28 protein-coding genes are annotated in these 16,814 nt (G+C 67.8%); 2 read left to right on the top strand and 26 right to left on the bottom strand.

Going from position 1 to position 16,814, the window contains the following annotated elements:
- Positions 1 to 104: 104 nt before the first annotated feature.
- The 21 genes from rplO to rpsJ form a co-directional block, all read right to left on the bottom strand.
- On the bottom strand, positions 105 to 599 hold the full coding sequence (gene rplO, locus GGG17_RS00345; RefSeq protein WP_154591833.1) for a 50S ribosomal protein L15: 495 nt from the start codon (positions 597 to 599) through the stop codon (positions 105 to 107).
- Positions 599 to 781 carry a 50S ribosomal protein L30 gene (gene rpmD, locus GGG17_RS00340; RefSeq protein ID WP_019286337.1) on the bottom strand — a complete coding sequence of 61 codons (183 nt, stop codon included), beginning with the start codon at positions 779 to 781 and terminating at the stop codon, positions 599 to 601. Before rpmD ends, rplO begins: the two co-directional genes overlap by 1 nt.
- Positions 781 to 1,413, bottom strand: a complete 633-nt coding sequence (gene rpsE, locus GGG17_RS00335; protein ID WP_154591832.1) for a 30S ribosomal protein S5 — start codon at positions 1,411 to 1,413, stop codon at positions 781 to 783. The genes rpmD and rpsE overlap by 1 nt, the downstream gene beginning before the upstream one ends.
- A gap of 40 nt (positions 1,414 to 1,453) precedes the next feature.
- Positions 1,454 to 1,831, bottom strand: coding sequence for a 50S ribosomal protein L18 (gene rplR / locus GGG17_RS00330; RefSeq protein ID WP_154591831.1), 378 nt, complete (start codon positions 1,829 to 1,831; stop codon positions 1,454 to 1,456).
- A gap of 3 nt (positions 1,832 to 1,834) precedes the next feature.
- Positions 1,835 to 2,374 carry a 50S ribosomal protein L6 gene (gene rplF, locus GGG17_RS00325; RefSeq protein ID WP_154591830.1) on the bottom strand — a complete coding sequence of 180 codons (540 nt, stop codon included), beginning with the start codon at positions 2,372 to 2,374 and terminating at the stop codon, positions 1,835 to 1,837.
- A 24-nt stretch (positions 2,375 to 2,398) separates the two neighbouring features.
- The gene (gene rpsH / locus GGG17_RS00320; protein WP_019286341.1) at positions 2,399 to 2,797 is read right to left on the bottom strand and encodes a 30S ribosomal protein S8; all 399 of its coding nucleotides are present in this window, start codon (positions 2,795 to 2,797) and stop codon (positions 2,399 to 2,401) included.
- Between the two features lie 120 nt (positions 2,798 to 2,917).
- A complete protein-coding gene (locus tag GGG17_RS00315) occupies positions 2,918 to 3,103 on the bottom strand; it encodes a type Z 30S ribosomal protein S14 (RefSeq protein WP_288799224.1) in 186 nt (61 codons plus the stop codon).
- Between the two features lie 2 nt (positions 3,104 to 3,105).
- Positions 3,106 to 3,675, bottom strand: coding sequence for a 50S ribosomal protein L5 (rplE, locus tag GGG17_RS00310; protein WP_154591829.1), 570 nt, complete (start codon positions 3,673 to 3,675; stop codon positions 3,106 to 3,108).
- Between the two features lie 2 nt (positions 3,676 to 3,677).
- A complete protein-coding gene (gene rplX, locus GGG17_RS00305) occupies positions 3,678 to 4,019 on the bottom strand; it encodes a 50S ribosomal protein L24 (RefSeq protein ID WP_154591828.1) in 342 nt (113 codons plus the stop codon).
- Between the two features lie 3 nt (positions 4,020 to 4,022).
- On the bottom strand, positions 4,023 to 4,391 hold the full coding sequence (gene rplN / locus GGG17_RS00300; protein ID WP_288799225.1) for a 50S ribosomal protein L14: 369 nt from the start codon (positions 4,389 to 4,391) through the stop codon (positions 4,023 to 4,025).
- 120 nt (positions 4,392 to 4,511) lie between these two features.
- Positions 4,512 to 4,814, bottom strand: a complete 303-nt coding sequence (gene rpsQ / locus GGG17_RS00295; RefSeq protein WP_154591827.1) for a 30S ribosomal protein S17 — start codon at positions 4,812 to 4,814, stop codon at positions 4,512 to 4,514.
- On the bottom strand, positions 4,811 to 5,056 hold the full coding sequence (gene rpmC, locus GGG17_RS00290) for a 50S ribosomal protein L29 (protein WP_154591826.1): 246 nt from the start codon (positions 5,054 to 5,056) through the stop codon (positions 4,811 to 4,813). Before rpmC ends, rpsQ begins: the two co-directional genes overlap by 4 nt.
- Positions 5,056 to 5,475 (bottom strand): 50S ribosomal protein L16, encoded by a 420-nt coding sequence (gene rplP, locus GGG17_RS00285; protein WP_154591825.1) that lies wholly within the window; start codon positions 5,473 to 5,475, stop codon positions 5,056 to 5,058. Before rplP ends, rpmC begins: the two co-directional genes overlap by 1 nt.
- Complete coding sequence (gene rpsC, locus GGG17_RS00280) at positions 5,475 to 6,305, bottom strand: 30S ribosomal protein S3 (RefSeq protein WP_154591824.1); 831 nt, start codon at positions 6,303 to 6,305, stop codon at positions 5,475 to 5,477. Before rpsC ends, rplP begins: the two co-directional genes overlap by 1 nt.
- Positions 6,305 to 6,679, bottom strand: a complete 375-nt coding sequence (rplV, locus tag GGG17_RS00275) for a 50S ribosomal protein L22 (RefSeq protein WP_029211831.1) — start codon at positions 6,677 to 6,679, stop codon at positions 6,305 to 6,307. Before rplV ends, rpsC begins: the two co-directional genes overlap by 1 nt.
- A gap of 26 nt (positions 6,680 to 6,705) precedes the next feature.
- Positions 6,706 to 6,987: a 30S ribosomal protein S19 gene (gene rpsS / locus GGG17_RS00270; protein WP_050347847.1), complete on the bottom strand. Its 282-nt coding sequence runs from the start codon at positions 6,985 to 6,987 to the stop codon at positions 6,706 to 6,708.
- Positions 6,988 to 7,002: 15 nt separating this feature from the next.
- Positions 7,003 to 7,839, bottom strand: coding sequence for a 50S ribosomal protein L2 (gene rplB / locus GGG17_RS00265; RefSeq protein ID WP_154591823.1), 837 nt, complete (start codon positions 7,837 to 7,839; stop codon positions 7,003 to 7,005).
- Positions 7,840 to 7,881: 42 nt separating this feature from the next.
- On the bottom strand, positions 7,882 to 8,181 hold the full coding sequence (gene rplW / locus GGG17_RS00260) for a 50S ribosomal protein L23 (RefSeq protein ID WP_019286353.1): 300 nt from the start codon (positions 8,179 to 8,181) through the stop codon (positions 7,882 to 7,884).
- Complete coding sequence (gene rplD, locus GGG17_RS00255) at positions 8,178 to 8,837, bottom strand: 50S ribosomal protein L4 (RefSeq protein ID WP_154591822.1); 660 nt, start codon at positions 8,835 to 8,837, stop codon at positions 8,178 to 8,180. The genes rplW and rplD overlap by 4 nt, the downstream gene beginning before the upstream one ends.
- Positions 8,838 to 8,842: 5 nt before the next feature.
- Positions 8,843 to 9,502, bottom strand: a complete 660-nt coding sequence (rplC, locus tag GGG17_RS00250; RefSeq protein WP_154591821.1) for a 50S ribosomal protein L3 — start codon at positions 9,500 to 9,502, stop codon at positions 8,843 to 8,845.
- 10 nt (positions 9,503 to 9,512) lie between these two features.
- Entirely contained in the window at positions 9,513 to 9,821 is a 309-nt protein-coding gene (gene rpsJ, locus GGG17_RS00245) for a 30S ribosomal protein S10 (protein ID WP_012867945.1), read from the bottom strand.
- A gap of 419 nt (positions 9,822 to 10,240) precedes the next feature.
- Here rpsJ and GGG17_RS00240 point away from each other — a divergent pair, with 419 nt between their 5' ends.
- On the top strand, positions 10,241 to 10,438 hold the full coding sequence (locus GGG17_RS00240; RefSeq protein WP_154591820.1) for a hypothetical protein: 198 nt from the start codon (positions 10,241 to 10,243) through the stop codon (positions 10,436 to 10,438).
- Positions 10,423 to 11,136, top strand: coding sequence for a DUF2599 domain-containing protein (locus GGG17_RS17020; protein WP_154591819.1), 714 nt, complete (start codon positions 10,423 to 10,425; stop codon positions 11,134 to 11,136). The genes GGG17_RS00240 and GGG17_RS17020 overlap by 16 nt, the downstream gene beginning before the upstream one ends.
- A 100-nt stretch (positions 11,137 to 11,236) precedes the next feature.
- On the opposite strand, the gene GGG17_RS00230 is transcribed toward GGG17_RS17020, so the two are convergent.
- From GGG17_RS00230 to rpsL, 5 genes are all read right to left on the bottom strand, one after another.
- Positions 11,237 to 12,049, bottom strand: coding sequence for an enoyl-CoA hydratase/isomerase family protein (locus GGG17_RS00230; protein ID WP_154591818.1), 813 nt, complete (start codon positions 12,047 to 12,049; stop codon positions 11,237 to 11,239).
- Positions 12,050 to 12,273: 224 nt separating this feature from the next.
- Positions 12,274 to 13,467 carry an elongation factor Tu gene (gene tuf / locus GGG17_RS00225; RefSeq protein ID WP_289032768.1) on the bottom strand — a complete coding sequence of 398 codons (1,194 nt, stop codon included), beginning with the start codon at positions 13,465 to 13,467 and terminating at the stop codon, positions 12,274 to 12,276.
- A 135-nt stretch (positions 13,468 to 13,602) separates the two neighbouring features.
- Positions 13,603 to 15,705 (bottom strand): elongation factor G, encoded by a 2,103-nt coding sequence (gene fusA / locus GGG17_RS00220; RefSeq protein ID WP_288798062.1) that lies wholly within the window; start codon positions 15,703 to 15,705, stop codon positions 13,603 to 13,605.
- Positions 15,706 to 15,820: 115 nt separating this feature from the next.
- Positions 15,821 to 16,291, bottom strand: coding sequence for a 30S ribosomal protein S7 (gene rpsG, locus GGG17_RS00215; protein WP_154591817.1), 471 nt, complete (start codon positions 16,289 to 16,291; stop codon positions 15,821 to 15,823).
- Positions 16,291 to 16,665 (bottom strand): 30S ribosomal protein S12, encoded by a 375-nt coding sequence (gene rpsL, locus GGG17_RS00210; protein WP_019286362.1) that lies wholly within the window; start codon positions 16,663 to 16,665, stop codon positions 16,291 to 16,293. Before rpsL ends, rpsG begins: the two co-directional genes overlap by 1 nt.
- Positions 16,666 to 16,814 lie beyond the last annotated feature (149 nt).

The raw sequence follows: 16,814 nt of genomic DNA, 5'->3' as shown, positions 1-16,814 counted from the left end.
GCCCCTGGTGCCCTGCACGACCACGACCCCGGAAGCGACGCTTCCGGGGTCGTGGTCGTGCAGGTGATGTCGGGCAGCGCCGGCGCTCCGGCTCCTGCCGACGATCAGGCCTGGGTGGTCGAACCGCCCGCGGCCTCGATCTTGTCCTTGGCGGATCCCGAGAACTTGTCCGCCGTCACGTTGACCTTGACGGTGATCTCGCCCTGGCCGAGGACCTTGACGAGCGAGCCCTTGCGGACCGCGCCCTTCTCCACGAGACCCTCGACGGTGACCTCGCCACCCTCGGGGTAGAGCGCGGAGATCTTGTCGAGGTTCACGACCTGGTACTCGGTCTTGAACGGGTTCTTGAAGCCGCGCATCTTGGGCAGACGCATGTGCAGCGGCGTCTGACCGCCCTCGAAGCCCGCGGGCACCTGGTAGCGGGCCTTGGTGCCCTTGGTGCCGCGACCGGCGGTCTTGCCCTTGGAGCCCTCACCGCGACCCACGCGGGTCTTGGGGGTCTTGGCGCCGGGGGCGGGGCGAAGGTGGTGCACCTTCAGGGCGTGCGTGGTGCCGTCGGCAGGGAGCTCCTGCTCGCCGGACTTCTTGGCGATAGCCATCAGTCAACCTCCTCGACGGTCACGAGGTGCGCCACGGTGCGGACCATCCCCCGGATCTCGGGGCGGTCCTCCTTGACGACGACGTCACCGATGCGCTTGAGACCGAGCGTGCGCAGGGTCTCGCGCTGGTTCTGCTTGCAGCCGACGTGGCCACGGGTCTGGGTCACCTTGAGTCGAGACATCAGGCACCAGCCCCAGCGGCACGGGCGCGCAGCAGAGCGGCGGGCGCGACGTCCTCGAGGGACTTGCCGCGGCGCGCCGCGACAGCCTCGGGGCGCTCGAGACCCTTGAGGGCCTCGACCGTCGCGTGGACGATGTTGATCGAGTTGTCCGAGCCGAGCGACTTGGACAGCACGTCGTGGATGCCGGCGCACTCGAGCACGGCGCGCACCGGGCCTCCGGCGATGACACCGGTACCGGGGGCGGCGGGACGAAGGAGCACGACGCCCGCGGCCTTCTCACCCTGGACGGGGTGCGGGATGGTGCCCTGGATGCGGGGGACGCGGAAGAACGCCTTCTTGGCCTCCTCGACGCCCTTCGCGATCGCGGCGGGCACCTCCTTGGCCTTGCCGTAGCCCACGCCCACAGTGCCGTCACCGTCGCCCACCACGACGAGCGCGGTGAAGCTGAAGCGGCGGCCACCCTTGACGACCTTGGCGACGCGGTTGATCGTCACCACTCGCTCGATGTACTGGCTCTTCTCGGCGGAGTCGCGACGGTCGCCCCGCTCGCGGCGGTCACGGCGGTCGTTGGTGCGCTCGCCGCCGTTCTGGCCGGTGCCGGCGCCGGTTCCGCGGCGCTGAGGTCCTGGCATCAGATGTTCCTCTTTCCTGAAACGTACGTCTGGTGAGCGGTCACAGGTCCAGACCACCCTTGCGGGCGCCGTCGGCGATCGCGGCGATGCGGCCGTGGTACTGGTTGCCGCCACGGTCGAACACGACCGCGGACACCCCGGCGGCCTTGGCGCGCTCGGCGACGAGCTCACCGACCCGCTTGGCCTTGGCCGTCTTGTCGCCCTCGAAGGAGCGCAGGTCGGCCTCCATGGTGGAGGCGCTCGCCAGCGTCTTGCCGACGGTGTCGTCGACCACCTGGACGAACATGTGACGCGCGGACCGGTTGACCACGAGGCGAGGCCGCGTCGTGGTGCCGGCGATGCGCTTGCGCAGACGCAGGTGACGGCGGCCGCGCGCGGCGCTCTTGCCCTTGCCGCGCTTGACGATGAGTCGTGCCATGGCTTACTTACCAGCCTTTCCGACCTTGCGGCGGATCTGCTCGCCCGCGTAGCGGACACCCTTGCCCTTGTAGGGGTCGGGCTTGCGGAGCTTGCGGATGTTGGCAGCGACCTCGCCGACGAGCTGCTTGTCGATGCCCTTGACCGAGAACCTCGTCGGGGCCTCGACCTGGAAGGTGATGCCCTCCGGCGGCTCGACGACGATCGGGTGCGAGTAGCCGAGCGCGAACTCGAGGTTGCTGCCCCGGGCCATCACGCGGTAACCGGTGCCGAAGATCTCGAGCTTCTTCTCGTAGCCGTTGGTGACGCCCTCGACCATGTTGGCGATGAGGGAACGGGTCAGGCCGTGCAGGGCGCGGGACTGACGCTCGTCGTTGGGACGCTTGACCTCGATCGTGCCGTCCTCGGCCCTCTCGACCGTGATCGGCTCGGCCACGACGTGGCTCAGCTCGGCGTTGTTCTTCTTGACGGTGACGGTCTGACCGTCGATGTTGACCTCCACACCCATGGGCACGGAGACAGGGAGTCGTCCGATTCGGGACATGAGATGCTCCTTTCGCGCCGTGGGTTACCAGACGTAGGCGAGGACTTCCCCACCCACGCCCTTCTGGGCAGCCTGCTTGTCGGTCAGCAGACCGGTCGACGTGGAGATGATCGCCACGCCGAGGCCGCCGAGGACCTTGGGCAGGTTGGTGGACTTCGCGTACACGCGCAGACCGGGCTTGGACACCCGACGCACGCCCGCGATCGACCGCTCGCGGTTGGGGCCGTACTTGAGGTTGATGGTCAGGGTCTGACCCACCTCGGCCTCCTCGATCTTCGAGCCGGCGATGTAGCCCTCGGCCTCGAGGATGTCCGCGATGTTCTTCTTCAGCTTCGAGAACGGCATGGAGACGACGTCGTGGTGCGCCGAGTTGGCGTTCCGGACGCGGGTCAGCATGTCCGCAATCGGGTCAGTCATGGTCATTGGGCTGCTTGCCCTTCCTCACCGCGGTTTCAGTCTCGGGCCGGCTCCCCGGGTGTCCCGGGGGCGCCGCCGTCGTCCCGACCTGCGATGTAGAGCGGAGTGGAAATTCGAGGGTTGGGGTTACCAGCTGCTCTTGGTGACGCCGGGGAGCTCTCCCCCGTGCGCCATCTCGCGCAGGCAGATCCGGCACAGGCCGAACTTGCGGTACACCGAGTGCGGACGGCCGCAGCGCTGGCAGCGCGTGTACGCGCGCACCTTGAACTTCGGCTTGGCGTTCGCCTTGTTGATCAGAGCGGTCTTGGCCACGGTCAGTTCTCCTTGAACGGGAAGCCGAGCTGCTTGAGCAGGGCGCGACCCTCGTCGTCGTTCGTGGCGGTGGTGACGATCGTGATGTCCATGCCGCGAACCCGGTCGATCTTGTCCTGGTCGATCTCGTGGAACATCGACTGCTCGTTGAGACCGAAGGTGTAGTTGCCGCGACCGTCGAACTGCTTGCCGGACAGACCCCGGAAGTCGCGGATGCGCGGGAGGGCGACCGACAGCAGACGGTCGAGGAACTCCCACATGCGGTCACCCCGGAGGGTGACGTGCGCGCCGATGGGCATGCCCTCGCGCAGCTTGAACTGCGCGATGGACTTGCGAGCCTTGGTCACGATGGGCTTCTGGCCCGTGATGGCGGTCAGGTCGCGCACCGCGCCCTCGATCAGCTTCGAGTCGCGAGCCGCCTCACCGACACCCATGTTGACGATGACCTTGACGACACCGGGGACCTGCATGACGTTGGGGTAGGAGAACTGGTCCTGCAGCGCAGGCTTGATCTCCGCGCCGTAGCGCGCCTTGAGGCGGGGCTGCGTCTTCTCAGTGGTGGTGGCAGTCATGATCACAGGTCCTTGCCCGAGCGGACGGACACGCGCGTGCGGACGGTCTTGGACCGACCGTCACGCTCGACGGTCTCGACGCGCGTCTTGATACGGGTCGGCTTCTTGCTCTCCGGGTCCACGACCTGCACGTTGGAGACGTGGATCGGGGCCTCGGTGTGGACGATGCCACCGGTGCGGCCCGCACCCTGGCCGGCCTTGGTGTGCTTGGTCACGCGGTTGATGCCCTCGACCAGGACGCGCCCGGCCTCGGTGTCCACCGAGATGACCTTGCCCGTCTGGCCCTTGTCGGGGCCGGTGATGACCTGGACCAGGTCACCCTTCTTGATCTTCATCTTCGCCATGGGTTACAGCACCTCCGGCGCCAGAGAGATGATCTTCATGAACTTCTTCTCACGCAGCTCGCGGCCCACCGGGCCGAAGATGCGCGTGCCACGCGGGTCACCGTCGTTCTTGAGGATGACGGCCGCGTTCTCGTCGAACTTGATGTAGGAACCGTCGGTACGACGACGCTCCTTGGTCGTGCGGACGATGACGGCCTTGACGACGTCGCCCTTCTTCACGTTGCCACCGGGGATCGCGTCCTTGACGGTGGCGACGATGACGTCGCCGATGCCGGCATACCGACGACCCGAACCGCCGAGCACACGGATGCAAAGGATCTCCTTGGCACCGGTGTTGTCGGCGACGCGCAGTCGCGACTCCTGCTGGATCACTGTCGAACTCCTGTCGTCGAGCTGGTTCTCACCGGATCCCTCCGGTTGAGCCTGGCCGAACTGTTGGTCGGGCTGGTCCCAGGTGCTCCTGAGACCGATGCGTGCGGGTGAGCGGCCGAACTACTTCGCGCGCTCGAGGATCTCCACCACGCGCCACCGCTTGGAGGCGGACAGCGGGCGGGTCTCCATGATCAGGACGCGGTCACCGATGCCCGCCGAGTTCTCCTCGTCGTGCGCCTTGACCTTGCTGCTGCGCCGCAGGACCTTGCCGTAGAGCGCGTGCTTGACGCGGTCCTCGACCTCGACCACGACGGTCTTGTCCATCTTGTCGCTCACCACATAGCCCTGGCGGGTCTTGCGGTCGTTGCGCTCGAGAGTCGTCTCGCTCACGGTGTTGGCAGCTTCCTTCTGGTTGTCGCTCATGCCTGGCCACCCTTCGACGGGGCGGCACCGATGCCGAGCTCGCGCTCGCGCATCTCGGTGTAGATGCGAGCGATGTCCTTGCGGACAGCGCGCAGACGGCCGTGGTTCTCCAGCTGGCCCGTGGCGGACTGGAACCGGAGGTTGAACAGCTCCTCCTTGGCCTTCTTGAGCTCGTCGACCAGACGGTCGTCGCCGAGGCCACGCAGCTGCTCGGAGGTCAGGTCCTTGGATCCGACTGCCATCAGATGTCACCACCTTCACGCGCCACGAAACGGCACTTCATCGGGAGCTTGTGCATCGCCAGACGCATGGCCTCGCGGGCAACGGGCTCCGGGACGCCGGCCAGCTCGAACATGACGCGGCCGGGCTTGACGTTGGCGACCCACCACTCGGGCGAGCCCTTTCCGGAACCCATGCGGGTCTCGGCGGGCTTCTTGGTCAGCGGGCGGTCCGGGTAGATGTTGATCCAGACCTTTCCACCACGCTTGATGTACCGCGTCATGGCGATACGAGCGGACTCGATCTGCCGGTTGGTGACGTAGGCCGGCTCGAGCGCCTGGATCCCGTAGTCACCGAACGCGACGGTGGTGCCGCCCTTGGCAGCGCCGCTGCGACCGGGGTGGTGCTGCTTGCGGTGCTTCACACGACGGGGAATCAGCATCAGGACTCAGCTCCCTGCTCCGCAGGCTGGGCCTGCGCGGTGTCGGACGCGGCGCCGGCCTCGGCCGGGGCGGCGTCGCGGTTGCTGTCACGACGGGGGCCACGGCCACCACGGCCGGGACGGTCGGCACCGTCACGGCGCGGGCCGCGGGACGGACGCGGGGCGGCGGCCTGCTGGGCAGCCAGCTCCTTGGCGGTCACGTCGCCCTTGTAGATCCACACCTTGACGCCGATGCGGCCGAAGGTCGTACGAGCCTCGTAGAAGCCGTAGTCGATGTTGGCGCGCAGCGTGTGCAGCGGGACGCGACCCTCGCGGTAGAACTCCGAGCGGGACATCTCGGCGCCGCCGAGACGGCCGGCGCACATGACCCGGATGCCCTGGGCGCCAGCGCGCTGGGCGGACTGCATGCCCTTGCGCATGGCACGGCGGAAGGAGACACGGGCGGAGAGCTGCTCGGCGATGCCCTGGGCGACCAGCTGGGCGTCGACCTCGGGGTTCTTGACCTCGAGGATGTTGAGCTGGACCTGCTTGCCCGTGAGCTTCTCGAGCTCGCCGCGGATGCGGTCGGCCTCGGCGCCTCGGCGACCGATGACGATGCCGGGGCGCGCCGTGTGGATGTCCACGCGGACGCGGTCACGGGTGCGCTCGATCTCCACGCGGGAGATGCCGGCGCGCTCCATGCCGTTGGACAGGAGACGTCGGATCGCGACGTCTTCCTTCACGTAGTCGCGGTACCGCTGACCGACCTTGGTGCTGTCGGCGAACCACCGGCTGCGGTGGTCGGTGGTGATACCGAGGCGGAAACCGTGCGGGTTGACCTTCTGACCCATTAGCGGGTGCCTCCCTTGCTAGCGGCCTCCGGCTGGGCCACGAAGACGGTGATGTGGCTCGTGCGCTTGCGGATGCGGAAGGCGCGACCCTGGGCACGCGGCTGGAACCGCTTCATGGTCTGGCCCTCGTCCACGTACGCCTTGGTGATGACGAGGTTGCGCTCGTCGAAGGCCTGAGAGGCCTGGTCGGCCTTGACGCGGGCGTTGGCGATGGCGCTCTGGAGAACCTTGAGCACCGGGTCGCTCGCCGACTGAGGGGCGAACTGCAGCGTGGCGATCGCCTCGCCGGCCTGCTTGCCACGGATCAGGTCGACGACGCGGCGAGCCTTCATGGGCGTGACGCGCACGTGGCGCGCAACGGCCTTGGCTTCCATCTGGAATTCCTTGTCGTTGTTGGCCATCAGCGACGACGCCCCTTCTTGTCGTCCTTCTCGTGTCCCTTGAAGGTACGGGTGGGGGCGAACTCGCCGAGCTTGTGGCCGACCATCGACTCGGTGACGAACACCGGGACGTGCTTGCGACCGTCGTGGACGGCGAGGGTGTGGCCGAGCATGTCCGGCGAGATCACCGAACGGCGCGACCAGGTCTTGATGACGTTCTTGGTGCCGGCTTCGTTCTGGGCGTCCACCTTCTTCTGGAGGTGGTCGTCGATGAAGGGGCCCTTCTTCAGGCTACGAGGCATGTCCAAAGGCTCCTATCAGCGCTTCTTGCCAGTACGACGACGACGGACGATGAGCTTGTCGCTCGGCTTGCCCGGCTTGCGGGTGCGGCCCTCGGGCTGGCCCCAGGGGCTGACCGGGTGGCGACCACCGGACGTCTTGCCCTCACCACCACCGTGGGGGTGGTCGATCGGGTTCATGGCCACACCACGGACGGTGGGGCGCTTGCCCTTCCACCGCATACGGCCGGCCTTGCCCCAGTTGATGTTGCTCTGCTCGGCATTGCCCACCTCGCCGACCGTGGCGCGGCAGCGCAGGTCGACGTTGCGGATCTCGCCGGACGGCATACGCAGCTGGGCGTAGGGGCCATCCTTGGCGACGAGCTGCACGCGAGCACCCGCCGAGCGGGCGATCTTGGCGCCGCCACCGGGCTTCAGCTCGATCGCGTGGATGACGGTACCCACGGGGATGTTCTTGAGCGGCAGTGCGTTGCCCGGCTTGATGTCGGCGCCGGGGCCGTTCTCCACCACGTCACCCTGCGAGAGGCGGTTGGGCGCGAGGATGTAGCGCTTCTCGCCGTCCGCGTAGTGCAGCAGCGCGATGCGGGCCGTGCGGTTGGGGTCGTACTCGATGTGAGCGACCTTGGCGGGCACGCCGTCCTTGTCGTGACGACGGAAGTCGATCACGCGGTAGGCGCGCTTGTGGCCACCGCCGATGTGGCGCGTGGTGATGCGGCCGCTCGAGTTGCGTCCACCGCTCTTGGGCAGCGGGCGCACCAGCGACTTCTCGGGCGTGCTGCGCGTGACCTCTACGAAGTCCGCGACGCTCGAGCCACGACGACCCGGCGTCGTGGGCTTGTACTTACGGATAGCCATGTCTGATCCCTCAGTGTCCTAGTCGATCCTCGGTCGCCGGCGTCAGACGCCAGCGCCTCCGAAGATGTCGATCGACCCTTCCTTGAGGGTGACGATCGCGCGCTTCGTGTCCTTGCGCTTGCCGAGGCCGAACCGCGTGCGGCGGGTCTTGCCCGGGCGGTTGAGCGTGTGCACGGAGTCCACCTTGACCTTGAAGATCTGCTCGATGGCGATCTTGATCTCGGTCTTGTTGGCCCGGGGGTCCACGACGAAGGTGTACTTGCCCTGGTCCATCAGTCCGTACGACTTCTCGGAGACGACCGGCGCGAGCAGGATGTCGCGGGGGTCCTTGATGGTGCTCACTTGGTGTCCTCCTCAGCCTTGGCGGCCGCCGGGGTGCCCTTGGCCAGGAAGGCCTCGAGAGCGCCCTGGGTGAAGACCACGTCGTCCGCGCAGAGCACGTCGTACGTGTTGAGCTGGTCGGCGACCAGGATGTGCACGTTGGCGATGTTGCGCACCGACGCCATGCCCAGCGTGTCCTCGCGCTCGATGACGACGAGCAGGTTCTTGCGCTCGCTGATGCCGCCCAGGACGTTCGCGGCCACCTTGGTGGACGGCGCGTCACCCTCGACGAGGGAGGACAAGACGTGGACGCGGCCGTGACGGGCGCGGTCCGAGAGGGCCCCGCGCAGGGCGGCGGCCTTCATCTTCTTGGGGGTGCGCTGCGAGTAGTCGCGCGGCACCGGTCCGTGGACGACGCCACCGCCGGCGAACTGCGGCGCACGAGTCGAGCCCTGGCGAGCCCGGCCGGTGCCCTTCTGGCGGTAAGGCTTGGCGCCACCGCCACGCACCTCGGCGCGCGTCTTGGCCTTGTGGGTGCCCTGACGGGCGGCCGCGAGCTGCGCCACCACGACCTGGTGGATCAGCGGGATGTTGGTCTGGACGTCGAAAACCTCGGCGGGCAGCTCGACGGTGCCGGCCTTGGCGCCCGTGGCGTCCAGGATGTCGATGGTCGTCATGTCGATCAGGCCCCCTTGGCGGCCGTGCGCACGAGGACCACGCCACCGCGGGGGCCGGGGACGGCACCCTTGATGATCAGCAGGCCCTTGTCGGCGTCCACGGCGTGGATCGTGAGGTTCTGGGTGGTCTGGCGCACGCCGCCCATGCGGCCGGCCATGCGCATGCCCTTGAAGACGCGACCGGGGGTGGAGCAGCCGCCGATCGATCCCGGCTTGCGGTGGTTGCGGTGCGCACCGTGGGAGGAAGAGACGCCCTTGAACCCGTGGCGCTTCATGACGCCCGCGAATCCCTTGCCCTTGGTGGTCCCCGTGACGTCGACGTCCGTCCCGGCCTCGAAGGCCTCGGCGGTGATCTCCTGGCCCACGGAGTAGTCGGCGGAGTCGGCGGTGCGGAGCTCGACCAGGTGGCGGCGCGGCGACACACCGGCCTTGTCGAAGTGCCCGGTCAGCGGCTTGTTGACCTTGCGCGGGTCGATCGCGCCGAAGGCGATCTGGACGGCCTGGTAGCCGTCCTTCTCGGCGTCGCGGACCTGCGTGACGACGCAGGGGCCCGCCTTGATGACCGTGACGGGGATGAGGCGGTTGTCCGCGTCCCAGACCTGGGTCATGCCGAGCTTCTCGCCAAGGACGCCCTTGACGTTGCGCTCGATAGCAGCGTTGGTCATGTCGGGTTCCTCAGAGCTTGATCTCGATGTTGACGTCCGCCGGCAGGTCGAGACGCATCAGCGAGTCGACGGCCTTGGGCGTCGGGTCGATGATGTCGATCAGACGCTTGTGCGTCCGCATCTCGAAGTGCTCGCGGCTGTCCTTGTACTTGTGGGGCGAACGGATGACGCAGAAGACGTTCTTCTCCGTCGGGAGGGGCACGGGGCCCACCACCGTCGCGCCCGCACGGGTCACGGTGTCCACGATCTTGCGCGCCGAGCTGTCGATGACCTCGTGGTCGTACGACTTAAGCCGGATGCGGATCTTCTGTCCCGCCATCGCTTCGTTGACTCTCTCTCGTCTGTCCTGCTGGTCTGTGGCCGATCCAGTCGCCCTCCGACCCCCGCGGTCGGGCGTGTCGCACCCGCTTCGCGGCACGGGTGCACGCAGCATCTGCGGGCTAACCCGTGGTGGGGCCGGTCCGTCTGGGCCGGGGCTTGCACTTCCCCCGCAGGGAAGTCACAGTCCATCAGCCAGTCCGAGGACCGTCCGGTGGTGCTAGTAACCTCTCACGAGGGACGGTGGCCTGTCCGATTCCCCAGGGAACAGGCATCGACCACGCGTCAAGCAACCTGTCCAGTCTGACAGATCGCGCAGCAGGATCCAAATCCTGGGACGGCCAGGGGAACCGGGCCATGCGCGTGCGCCAGCCGACACGCCGTCGACCGAGGACAACGTGCGTCTGGGAGCATGGCCCCATGTCCGAGACCGTCTTGGCCGCGCTCTCCCCCACGCCGTGGGGCGCCGCCCTGCGGCGCAAGGAGCGCGAGGGCGGTGGCAACCACCTCGTGCAGCTCCTGCGGGCACCGGACACGCACACCCGCTCCTTCGACGTCGTGCCCCTGGCCTGCCTGACCCATGCGCACTCCTGGCGCCGGTCGTGGACCGACGCCTAGGCCATGGCAGGGCAGCCGGCCTGGCGGCCCTGGTGATCACGGCGGGCCTCACCGGATGCCACGGCGGCCCGGCGTCCGTGCCCGCCTCGGCCTCCGCCTCCGACGGACCCACCGGCGCCCCGCCCGCGCCTGGCACCGCGACGCCCGCGACCTTCCCCGCCGGCACCCCGGCTCCGAGCGGCTGCTCCCATCTGGTCGAGTCGACCCCCCGTGTCGAGCCCGGCCAGACGCTCGGCGAGGGCACCCACGGCACCTGGGTCGTCACGTCCAGCGGGGCCAGCCCGCCCGGCACGTCCAGGGTCGCGGGATGGCGGATCGCCCCGGAACAGGCTCGGCTGTCGGTATGGAAGGGGCGCGTCTGCTCCGACCGCGCCGACACCCGCGTGGTGCGCATGACGACCTCCCTCATGACCCAGGCCCGGTGGGCGGGTCACGGGCCGGCCCGGTCTCTCCAGATCACACCCTCGTGGCTGGCACGCACCTGGCCCGGCGCCACGGAGGCGGTGGTCGCCGAGGTGCGGACGAGCATCCCGGAGGTCACCCGGCCGGGAATGGTGGACCAGCTGCGGTGCCACGTCGCGTTCGCGTCGAGCAAGGATCGCTGGAACCTGGAGCCCGGACGCCCGGACGTGGGCTACCCGGCGACCGTGGCGGCGGGCTGCAACCCGGGCGACGTGGTCGATCCCGACGGCCGATGAGGCCACGGCCCGCCCAGAGGGTGAGGGGCACTCCCCGGTCGTGCGGGCGGGGTACGGCGGGTTGTGAGCTGGAAGCTCAGTCCGGGTCGTCGACGGTGGGTCACCTCCCGGGGAAGGTCGGCTTCTCCTTGGCCACGAAGGCCCGCACTCCCTCGGCCTTGTCCTCGGTCTCGAACGCGCGCCGGAAGGCCTGCGCCTCGCGGTCCAGCCCCTCGACGACCGGCAGGGGCAGGACCTCTCCCATGAGCGCCTTGCAGGAGGCGACCGCGACGGGGCTCTTGGTGGCGAGCTCGGCGACCGTGTCCAGTGCCCCCTGCAGGAGCGCCACCGGGTCGTCGAAAACCCGGTTGACCAGGCCGACCCGCAGCGCCTCGTCGGCGTCGATCATGCGACCGGTGAGGATGAGCTCGCGCGCCAGGGCGATCCCGACCCGCTGCGCGAGGCGCACCGATCCGCCGAAGCCCGGCACGAGGCCGAGGTTGACCTCGGGCTGGCCGAAGCGTGCGTTGCGCGAGGCGTAGATCCAGTCGCAGGCCATGGCCAGCTCGCACCCGCCCCCGAGCGCGAACCCGTTGACCGCAGCGATGACGGGCACGGGCAGCGCCTCGAGCCGCCGCGTGACCCCCTGCATCCGGCGGGAGTACGCCTCGCCCTGGTCCGGGCTCATGGTCTGCATCTCGACGATGTCGGCTCCCGCGACGAATGCCTTCTCCCCCGCCCCGGTGACGACGATGCCCTTCACCGGCCACCGCCCGTCAGAGCCGACCTGGGTCTCCACCGCGACCGTCAAGGCTTCGAGGTCGGCGATCACCTGCCCAGCCAGGGCGTTCATGGCCGAGGGGCGGTTGACGGTGACGACGAGAGCGTCGCCTGCCTGCTCGACCAGCAGGGTCTCGAAGGTGCCGAGGTCCATGGACTCTCCTCCAGGGTGCGGGTGGTCGGGTTCCGCGACCCAGCCTGCCCCATGCCGGCGCGTATGCCGAGCCCACCGGGACGTGGTGCTCGCCATACGGGCTGCACACCGTCCACGGGCGCGGGCAGGCGCCCGGGGGCACCACACGGACGCACGAAGGCGGGGCCCGGACTGGTGTCCGGACCCCGCCTTTTGGAGATCAGTCGCTCCCGAAGGAGCCGAGATCACTTCAGGATCTTGGTGACCTGACCCGCACCCACGGTGCGACCACCCTCACGGATGTTGAACTTCAGGCCCTCCTCCATGGCGATGGGCTGGATGAGGTCGACCTTCATCTCAGTGTTGTCGCCGGGCATGATCATCTCGGTGCCCTCGGGGAGGTGGACGACGCCCGTCACGTCAGTGGTACGGAAGTAGAACTGGGGACGGTAGTTGTCGTAGAACGGCGTGTGACGGCCACCCTCGTCCTTGGACAGGATGTAGACGCTGGCCTCGAACTCGGTGTGCGGGGTGATCGAACCCGGCTTGCAGACGACCTGGCCGCGCTCGACGTCCTCGCGCTTGGTGCCACGAAGCAGCAGACCGACGTTCTCGCCCGCGCGACCCTCGTCGAGGAGCTTGCGGAACATCTCGATGCCGGTGACCGTGGTCTTCTGGGTGCGCTCCTGGATACCGACGATCTCGACCTCCTCGTTGACCTTGAGGATGCCGCGCTCGATGCGACCGGTGACGACGGTGCCACGACCGGTGATCGTGAAGACGTCCTCGATCGGCATCATGAACGGCTTGTCGGTGTCACGAGCCGGCTCGGGGATGTACTCGTCGACGGTGTTCATGAGCTCGAGAACCGTCTTGCCCCACTCGGCGTCGCCCTCGAGCGCCTTCAGCGCGGAGATGCGCACGACCGGCAGGTCGTCGCCCGGGAACTCGTACTCGGAGAGCAGCTCGCGGACCTCCATCTCGACGAGCTCGAGGATCTCCTCGTCGTCGACCATGTCGGTCTTGTTGAGCGCCACGACGATGTAGGGGACGCCGACCTGGCGGGCCAGGAGGACGTGCTCCTTCGTCTGCGGCATGGGGCCGTCGGTGGCGGCAACGACCAGGATCGCGCCGTCCATCTGAGCAGCACCGGTGATCATGTTCTTGACGTAGTCGGCGTGCCCCGGGCAGTCGACGTGCGCGTAGTGACGACCCTCGGTCTGGTACTCGATGTGAGCGATCGAGATCGTGATGCCGCGCTGGCGCTCCTCGGGAGCCTTGTCGATGTCCTCGAACGCGAACTGGGGGTTCAGGTCCGGGTACGCGTCGTGCAGAACCTTCGAGATCGCAGCCGTCAGCGTCGTCTTACCGTGGTCGATGTGACCAATGGTGCCGATGTTGACGTGCGGCTTGGTCCGCTCGAACTTAGCCTTCGCCACTGGGGGTCCTCCTCAGGACTTCTTTGGTGTTACGCCGTACGACCAAGCAGGACGTGGCGTCGTCTGTCAGGGATGGTGCTTGTTTGAGACGCAATCCGGAAGTCTAGCGGTCGAGCCGCCAGACCTCCGAATCGGTTACTCGCCTCGGGTCTTCTTGATGATCTCCTCGGCGACGTTCTTGGGAACCTCGGCGTAGGAGTCGAACTGCATCGTGTAGTTGGCGCGACCCTGGGTCTTGGAACGCAGGTCGCCCACGTAGCCGAACATCTCGGACAGCGGCACGAGAGCGCGAACGATCTTGGCGCCGCTGATGTCCTCCATGGCCTGGATCTGACCACGGCGGGAGTTGAGGTCACCGATGACGTCGCCCATGTAGTCCTCGGGCGTACGCACCTCGACGGCCATCATCGGCTCGAGCAGGGCCGGGTCGGCCTTGCGGGAGGCCTCCTTGAAGGCCATCGAACCGGCGATCTTGAACGCCATCTCCGAGGAGTCGACGTCGTGGTAGGCACCGTCCAGCAGGATCGCCTTCACGCCCACCATCGGGTAGCCGGCGAGGACACCCTGGTTCATGGCCTCCTCGATGCCGGCGCCGACCGAAGGGATGTACTCGCGCGGGACGCGACCACCGGTGACCTTGTTCTCGAACTCGTACATCTTGCCCTCGGAGGTGTCCATGGGCTCGAAGGAGAGCTGCACCTTGGCGTACTGGCCGGAGCCACCCGTCTGCTTCTTGTGGGTGTAGTCGTACTTCTCCACCGTGCGACGGATCGTCTCGCGGTAGGCGACCTGCGGCTTGCCGACGTTGGCCTCGACCTTGAACTCGCGACGCATGCGGTCGACGAGGATGTCGAGGTGGAGCTCGCCCATGCCCTTGATGATGGTCTGGCCCGTCTCCTCGTCGAGCTCGACGCGGAAGGTCGGGTCCTCCTCGGCGAGCTTCTGGATGGCCGTGGAGAGCTTCTCCTGGTCACCCTTGGTCTTGGGCTCGATGGCCACGTTGATGACCGGCTCGGGGAAGGTCATGGACTCCAGCAGCACCGGAGCGTCCTGGGCCGCCAGGGTGTCACCCGTGGTGGTGTCCTTCAGGCCGATCATCGCGTAGATGTGGCCCGCGGTCGCGTGATCGACCGGGTTCTCCTTGTTGGCGTGCATCTGGAAGAGCTTGCCCACGCGCTCCTTCTTGCCCTTGGTCGCGTTGAGCATCATGTCGCCCTGCTTGACCTCGCCGGAGTAGACGCGGACGTAGGTGAGGCGACCGAAGAAGGGGTGCGAGACGACCTTGAAGGCCAGGGCCGAGAAGGGCTCCGAGGCGTCGGAGTGACGCTCGATGATCCTTTCCTCGTCCTTGGGGTCGTGGGCCTGGATGGCCGGCACGTCCAGCGGCGAGGGGAGGTAGTCGACGATCGCGTCGAGCAGGGGCTGGACGCCCTTGTTCTTGAACGCGGTGCCGCACAGGACCGGGTTGACCTCGCCGGCGAGGGTGATCGCGCGGATGGCCGCCTTGATCTCCTCCGGGGTCAGCTCCTCGCCACCGAGGTACTTCTCCAGCAGGACCTCGTCGGACTCGGCGACGCGCTCGACGAGCTTGTTGCGCCACTCCTCGGCCTTGTCGGCGAGCTCGGCCGGGATCTCCTCGATCTCGTAGTCCTGACCGATCTTGACGTCGCCGCGCCACACGAGCGCGCGGTTGTAGACGAGGTCGATGACGCCGACGAAGTCATTCTCGGCACCGATCGGGATCTGCAGCACCAGCGGCTCGGCCCCGAGGCGGTCGACGATCGTCTGCACGGTGTAGTAGAAGTCCGCGCCGAGCTTGTCCATCTTGTTGACGAAGCACATGCGGGGCACCTGGTACTTGTCGGCCTGGCGCCACACGGTCTCGGACTGGGGCTCGACGCCCTCCTTGCCGTCGAAGACCGCGACGGCACCGTCGAGGACGCGCAGGGAGCGCTCCACCTCGACCGTGAAGTCCACGTGCCCAGGGGTGTCGATGATGTTGATCTGGTGGCCCTCCCAGAAGCACGTCGTCGCGGCGGAGGTGATGGTGATGCCGCGCTCCTGCTCCTGCTCCATCCAGTCCATCGTCGCGGAGCCGTCGTGCGTCTCACCGATCTTGTAGTTGATGCCGGTGTAGAACAGGATCCGCTCGGTCGCCGTCGTCTTGCCGGCATCGATGTGGGCCATGATGCCGATGTTGCGGACCTTCTTCAGGTCCGTCAGGACGTCGAGTGCCACGTCTGTTTTCTCATCTCTTCGAGTCGGTGATGAAGCAGGCCGGGTGTCTCCACGATCGGGAGGCCCGGTGGTGCCGGCGACCCAGGTGGTGCCCCGGGTCGCCGGCGTGCGGGTCTTACCAGCGGTAGTGCGCGAAGGCCTTGTTGGACTCGGCCATCTTGTGCGTGTCCTCGCGGCGCTTGACGGCGGCGCCGAGGCCGTTGCTCGCGTCCAGGATCTCGTTCATCAGACGCTCGGTCATGGTCTTCTCGCGACGCTGGCGCGAGTAACCCACGAGCCAACGCAGGGACAGGGTGGTCGCACGGCCGGGCTTGACCTCGACCGGGACCTGGTAGGTCGCACCGCCGACGCGGCGGGACTTCACCTCAAGGGCGGGCTTGACGTTGTCCAGGGCGCGCTTGAGGATCACGACCGGGTCCGAGCCGGTCTTGTCGCGGCAGCCCTCGAGGGCGCCGTAGACGATCCCTTCCGCGATGGACTTCTTGCCGTCGAGCAGGATCTTGTTGACCAGCTGGGTGACCAGCGGCGAGCCGTAGACGGGGTCGACGACCAGGGGGCGCTTCGGCGCGGGGCCCTTACGAGGCATTACTTCTTCTCCTTCTTGGCGCCGTAGCGGCTGCGAGCCTGCTTGCGGTTCTTGACACCCTGGGTGTCGAGCGAGCCACGGATGATCTTGTAGCGGACGCCGGGAAGGTCCTTCACACGGCCACCACGGACGAGCACGATGGAGTGCTCCTGCAGGTTGTGGCCGACCCCGGGGATGTAGGCCGTGACCTCGATGCCGGAGGTCAGCTTCACGCGTGCGACCTTGCGCAGTGCGGAGTTCGGCTTCTTGGGGGTGGTGGTGTAGACGCGGGTGCAGACGCCGCGGCGCTGCGGGCTGCCCTTGAGGGCAGGGGTCTTGCTCTTGTCGACCTTGTCCTGCCGCCCCTTGCGGACGAGCTGGTTGATGGTTGGCACGTAGTCTCCGTACGTATCTGATGGTCAGCCCTCCGGTCTCCCGGCCGGACTCCTTGTCATGCCGCGCGCCGCGCCCCGATGTCGGGCGTGTCGAGCGGTGCCCCTCCCCGCACTCCCCCGACCAGAGGTCGTGGGCGCCAGGCAGAGGG

Origin of the sequence: Arsenicicoccus cauae (assembly GCF_009707125.1) — a bacterium.
Classification (GTDB): Bacteria; Actinomycetota; Actinomycetes; order Actinomycetales; family Dermatophilaceae; genus Arsenicicoccus; species Arsenicicoccus cauae.
The sequence above is the reverse complement of the archived record's forward strand: the minus strand, read 5'-3'. Positions and strand labels throughout refer to the sequence as shown.

Coding starts and splice junctions, on each gene's coding strand:
- rplB (WP_154591823.1), bottom strand. CDS start 7,839: ATGGCTATCCGTAAGTACAAGCCCACGACGCCGGGTCGTCGTGGCTCG.
- rplR (WP_154591831.1), bottom strand. CDS start 1,831: ATGGCACGACTCATCGTCAAGCGCGGCAAGGGCAAGAGCGCCGCGCGC.
- rpsC (WP_154591824.1), bottom strand. CDS start 6,305: ATGGGTCAGAAGGTCAACCCGCACGGTTTCCGCCTCGGTATCACCACC.
- rpsE (WP_154591832.1), bottom strand. CDS start 1,413: ATGCCAGGACCTCAGCGCCGCGGAACCGGCGCCGGCACCGGCCAGAAC.
- rplF (WP_154591830.1), bottom strand. CDS start 2,374: ATGTCCCGAATCGGACGACTCCCTGTCTCCGTGCCCATGGGTGTGGAG.
- GGG17_RS00230 (WP_154591818.1), bottom strand. CDS start 12,049: ATGGACCTCGGCACCTTCGAGACCCTGCTGGTCGAGCAGGCAGGCGAC.
- rpmC (WP_154591826.1), bottom strand. CDS start 5,056: ATGGCAGTCGGATCCAAGGACCTGACCTCCGAGCAGCTGCGTGGCCTC.
- rplV (WP_029211831.1), bottom strand. CDS start 6,679: ATGGAAGCCAAGGCCGTTGCGCGCCACGTGCGCGTCACGCCCATGAAG.
- rplD (WP_154591822.1), bottom strand. CDS start 8,837: ATGACGACCATCGACATCCTGGACGCCACGGGCGCCAAGGCCGGCACC.
- rpsH (WP_019286341.1), bottom strand. CDS start 2,797: ATGACCATGACTGACCCGATTGCGGACATGCTGACCCGCGTCCGGAAC.
- rplE (WP_154591829.1), bottom strand. CDS start 3,675: ATGACTGCCACCACCACTGAGAAGACGCAGCCCCGCCTCAAGGCGCGC.
- rpmD (WP_019286337.1), bottom strand. CDS start 781: ATGTCTCGACTCAAGGTGACCCAGACCCGTGGCCACGTCGGCTGCAAG.
- rpsQ (WP_154591827.1), bottom strand. CDS start 4,814: ATGAGCGACAACCAGAAGGAAGCTGCCAACACCGTGAGCGAGACGACT.
- rpsG (WP_154591817.1), bottom strand. CDS start 16,291: ATGCCTCGTAAGGGCCCCGCGCCGAAGCGCCCCCTGGTCGTCGACCCC.
- rplP (WP_154591825.1), bottom strand. CDS start 5,475: ATGCTGATTCCCCGTCGTGTGAAGCACCGCAAGCAGCACCACCCCGGT.
- rpsJ (WP_012867945.1), bottom strand. CDS start 9,821: ATGGCGGGACAGAAGATCCGCATCCGGCTTAAGTCGTACGACCACGAG.
- rplC (WP_154591821.1), bottom strand. CDS start 9,502: ATGACCAACGCTGCTATCGAGCGCAACGTCAAGGGCGTCCTTGGCGAG.
- rplO (WP_154591833.1), bottom strand. CDS start 599: ATGGCTATCGCCAAGAAGTCCGGCGAGCAGGAGCTCCCTGCCGACGGC.
- rplX (WP_154591828.1), bottom strand. CDS start 4,019: ATGGCGAAGATGAAGATCAAGAAGGGTGACCTGGTCCAGGTCATCACC.
- GGG17_RS00240 (WP_154591820.1), top strand. CDS start 10,241: ATGTCCGAGACCGTCTTGGCCGCGCTCTCCCCCACGCCGTGGGGCGCC.
- rpsS (WP_050347847.1), bottom strand. CDS start 6,987: ATGCCTCGTAGCCTGAAGAAGGGCCCCTTCATCGACGACCACCTCCAG.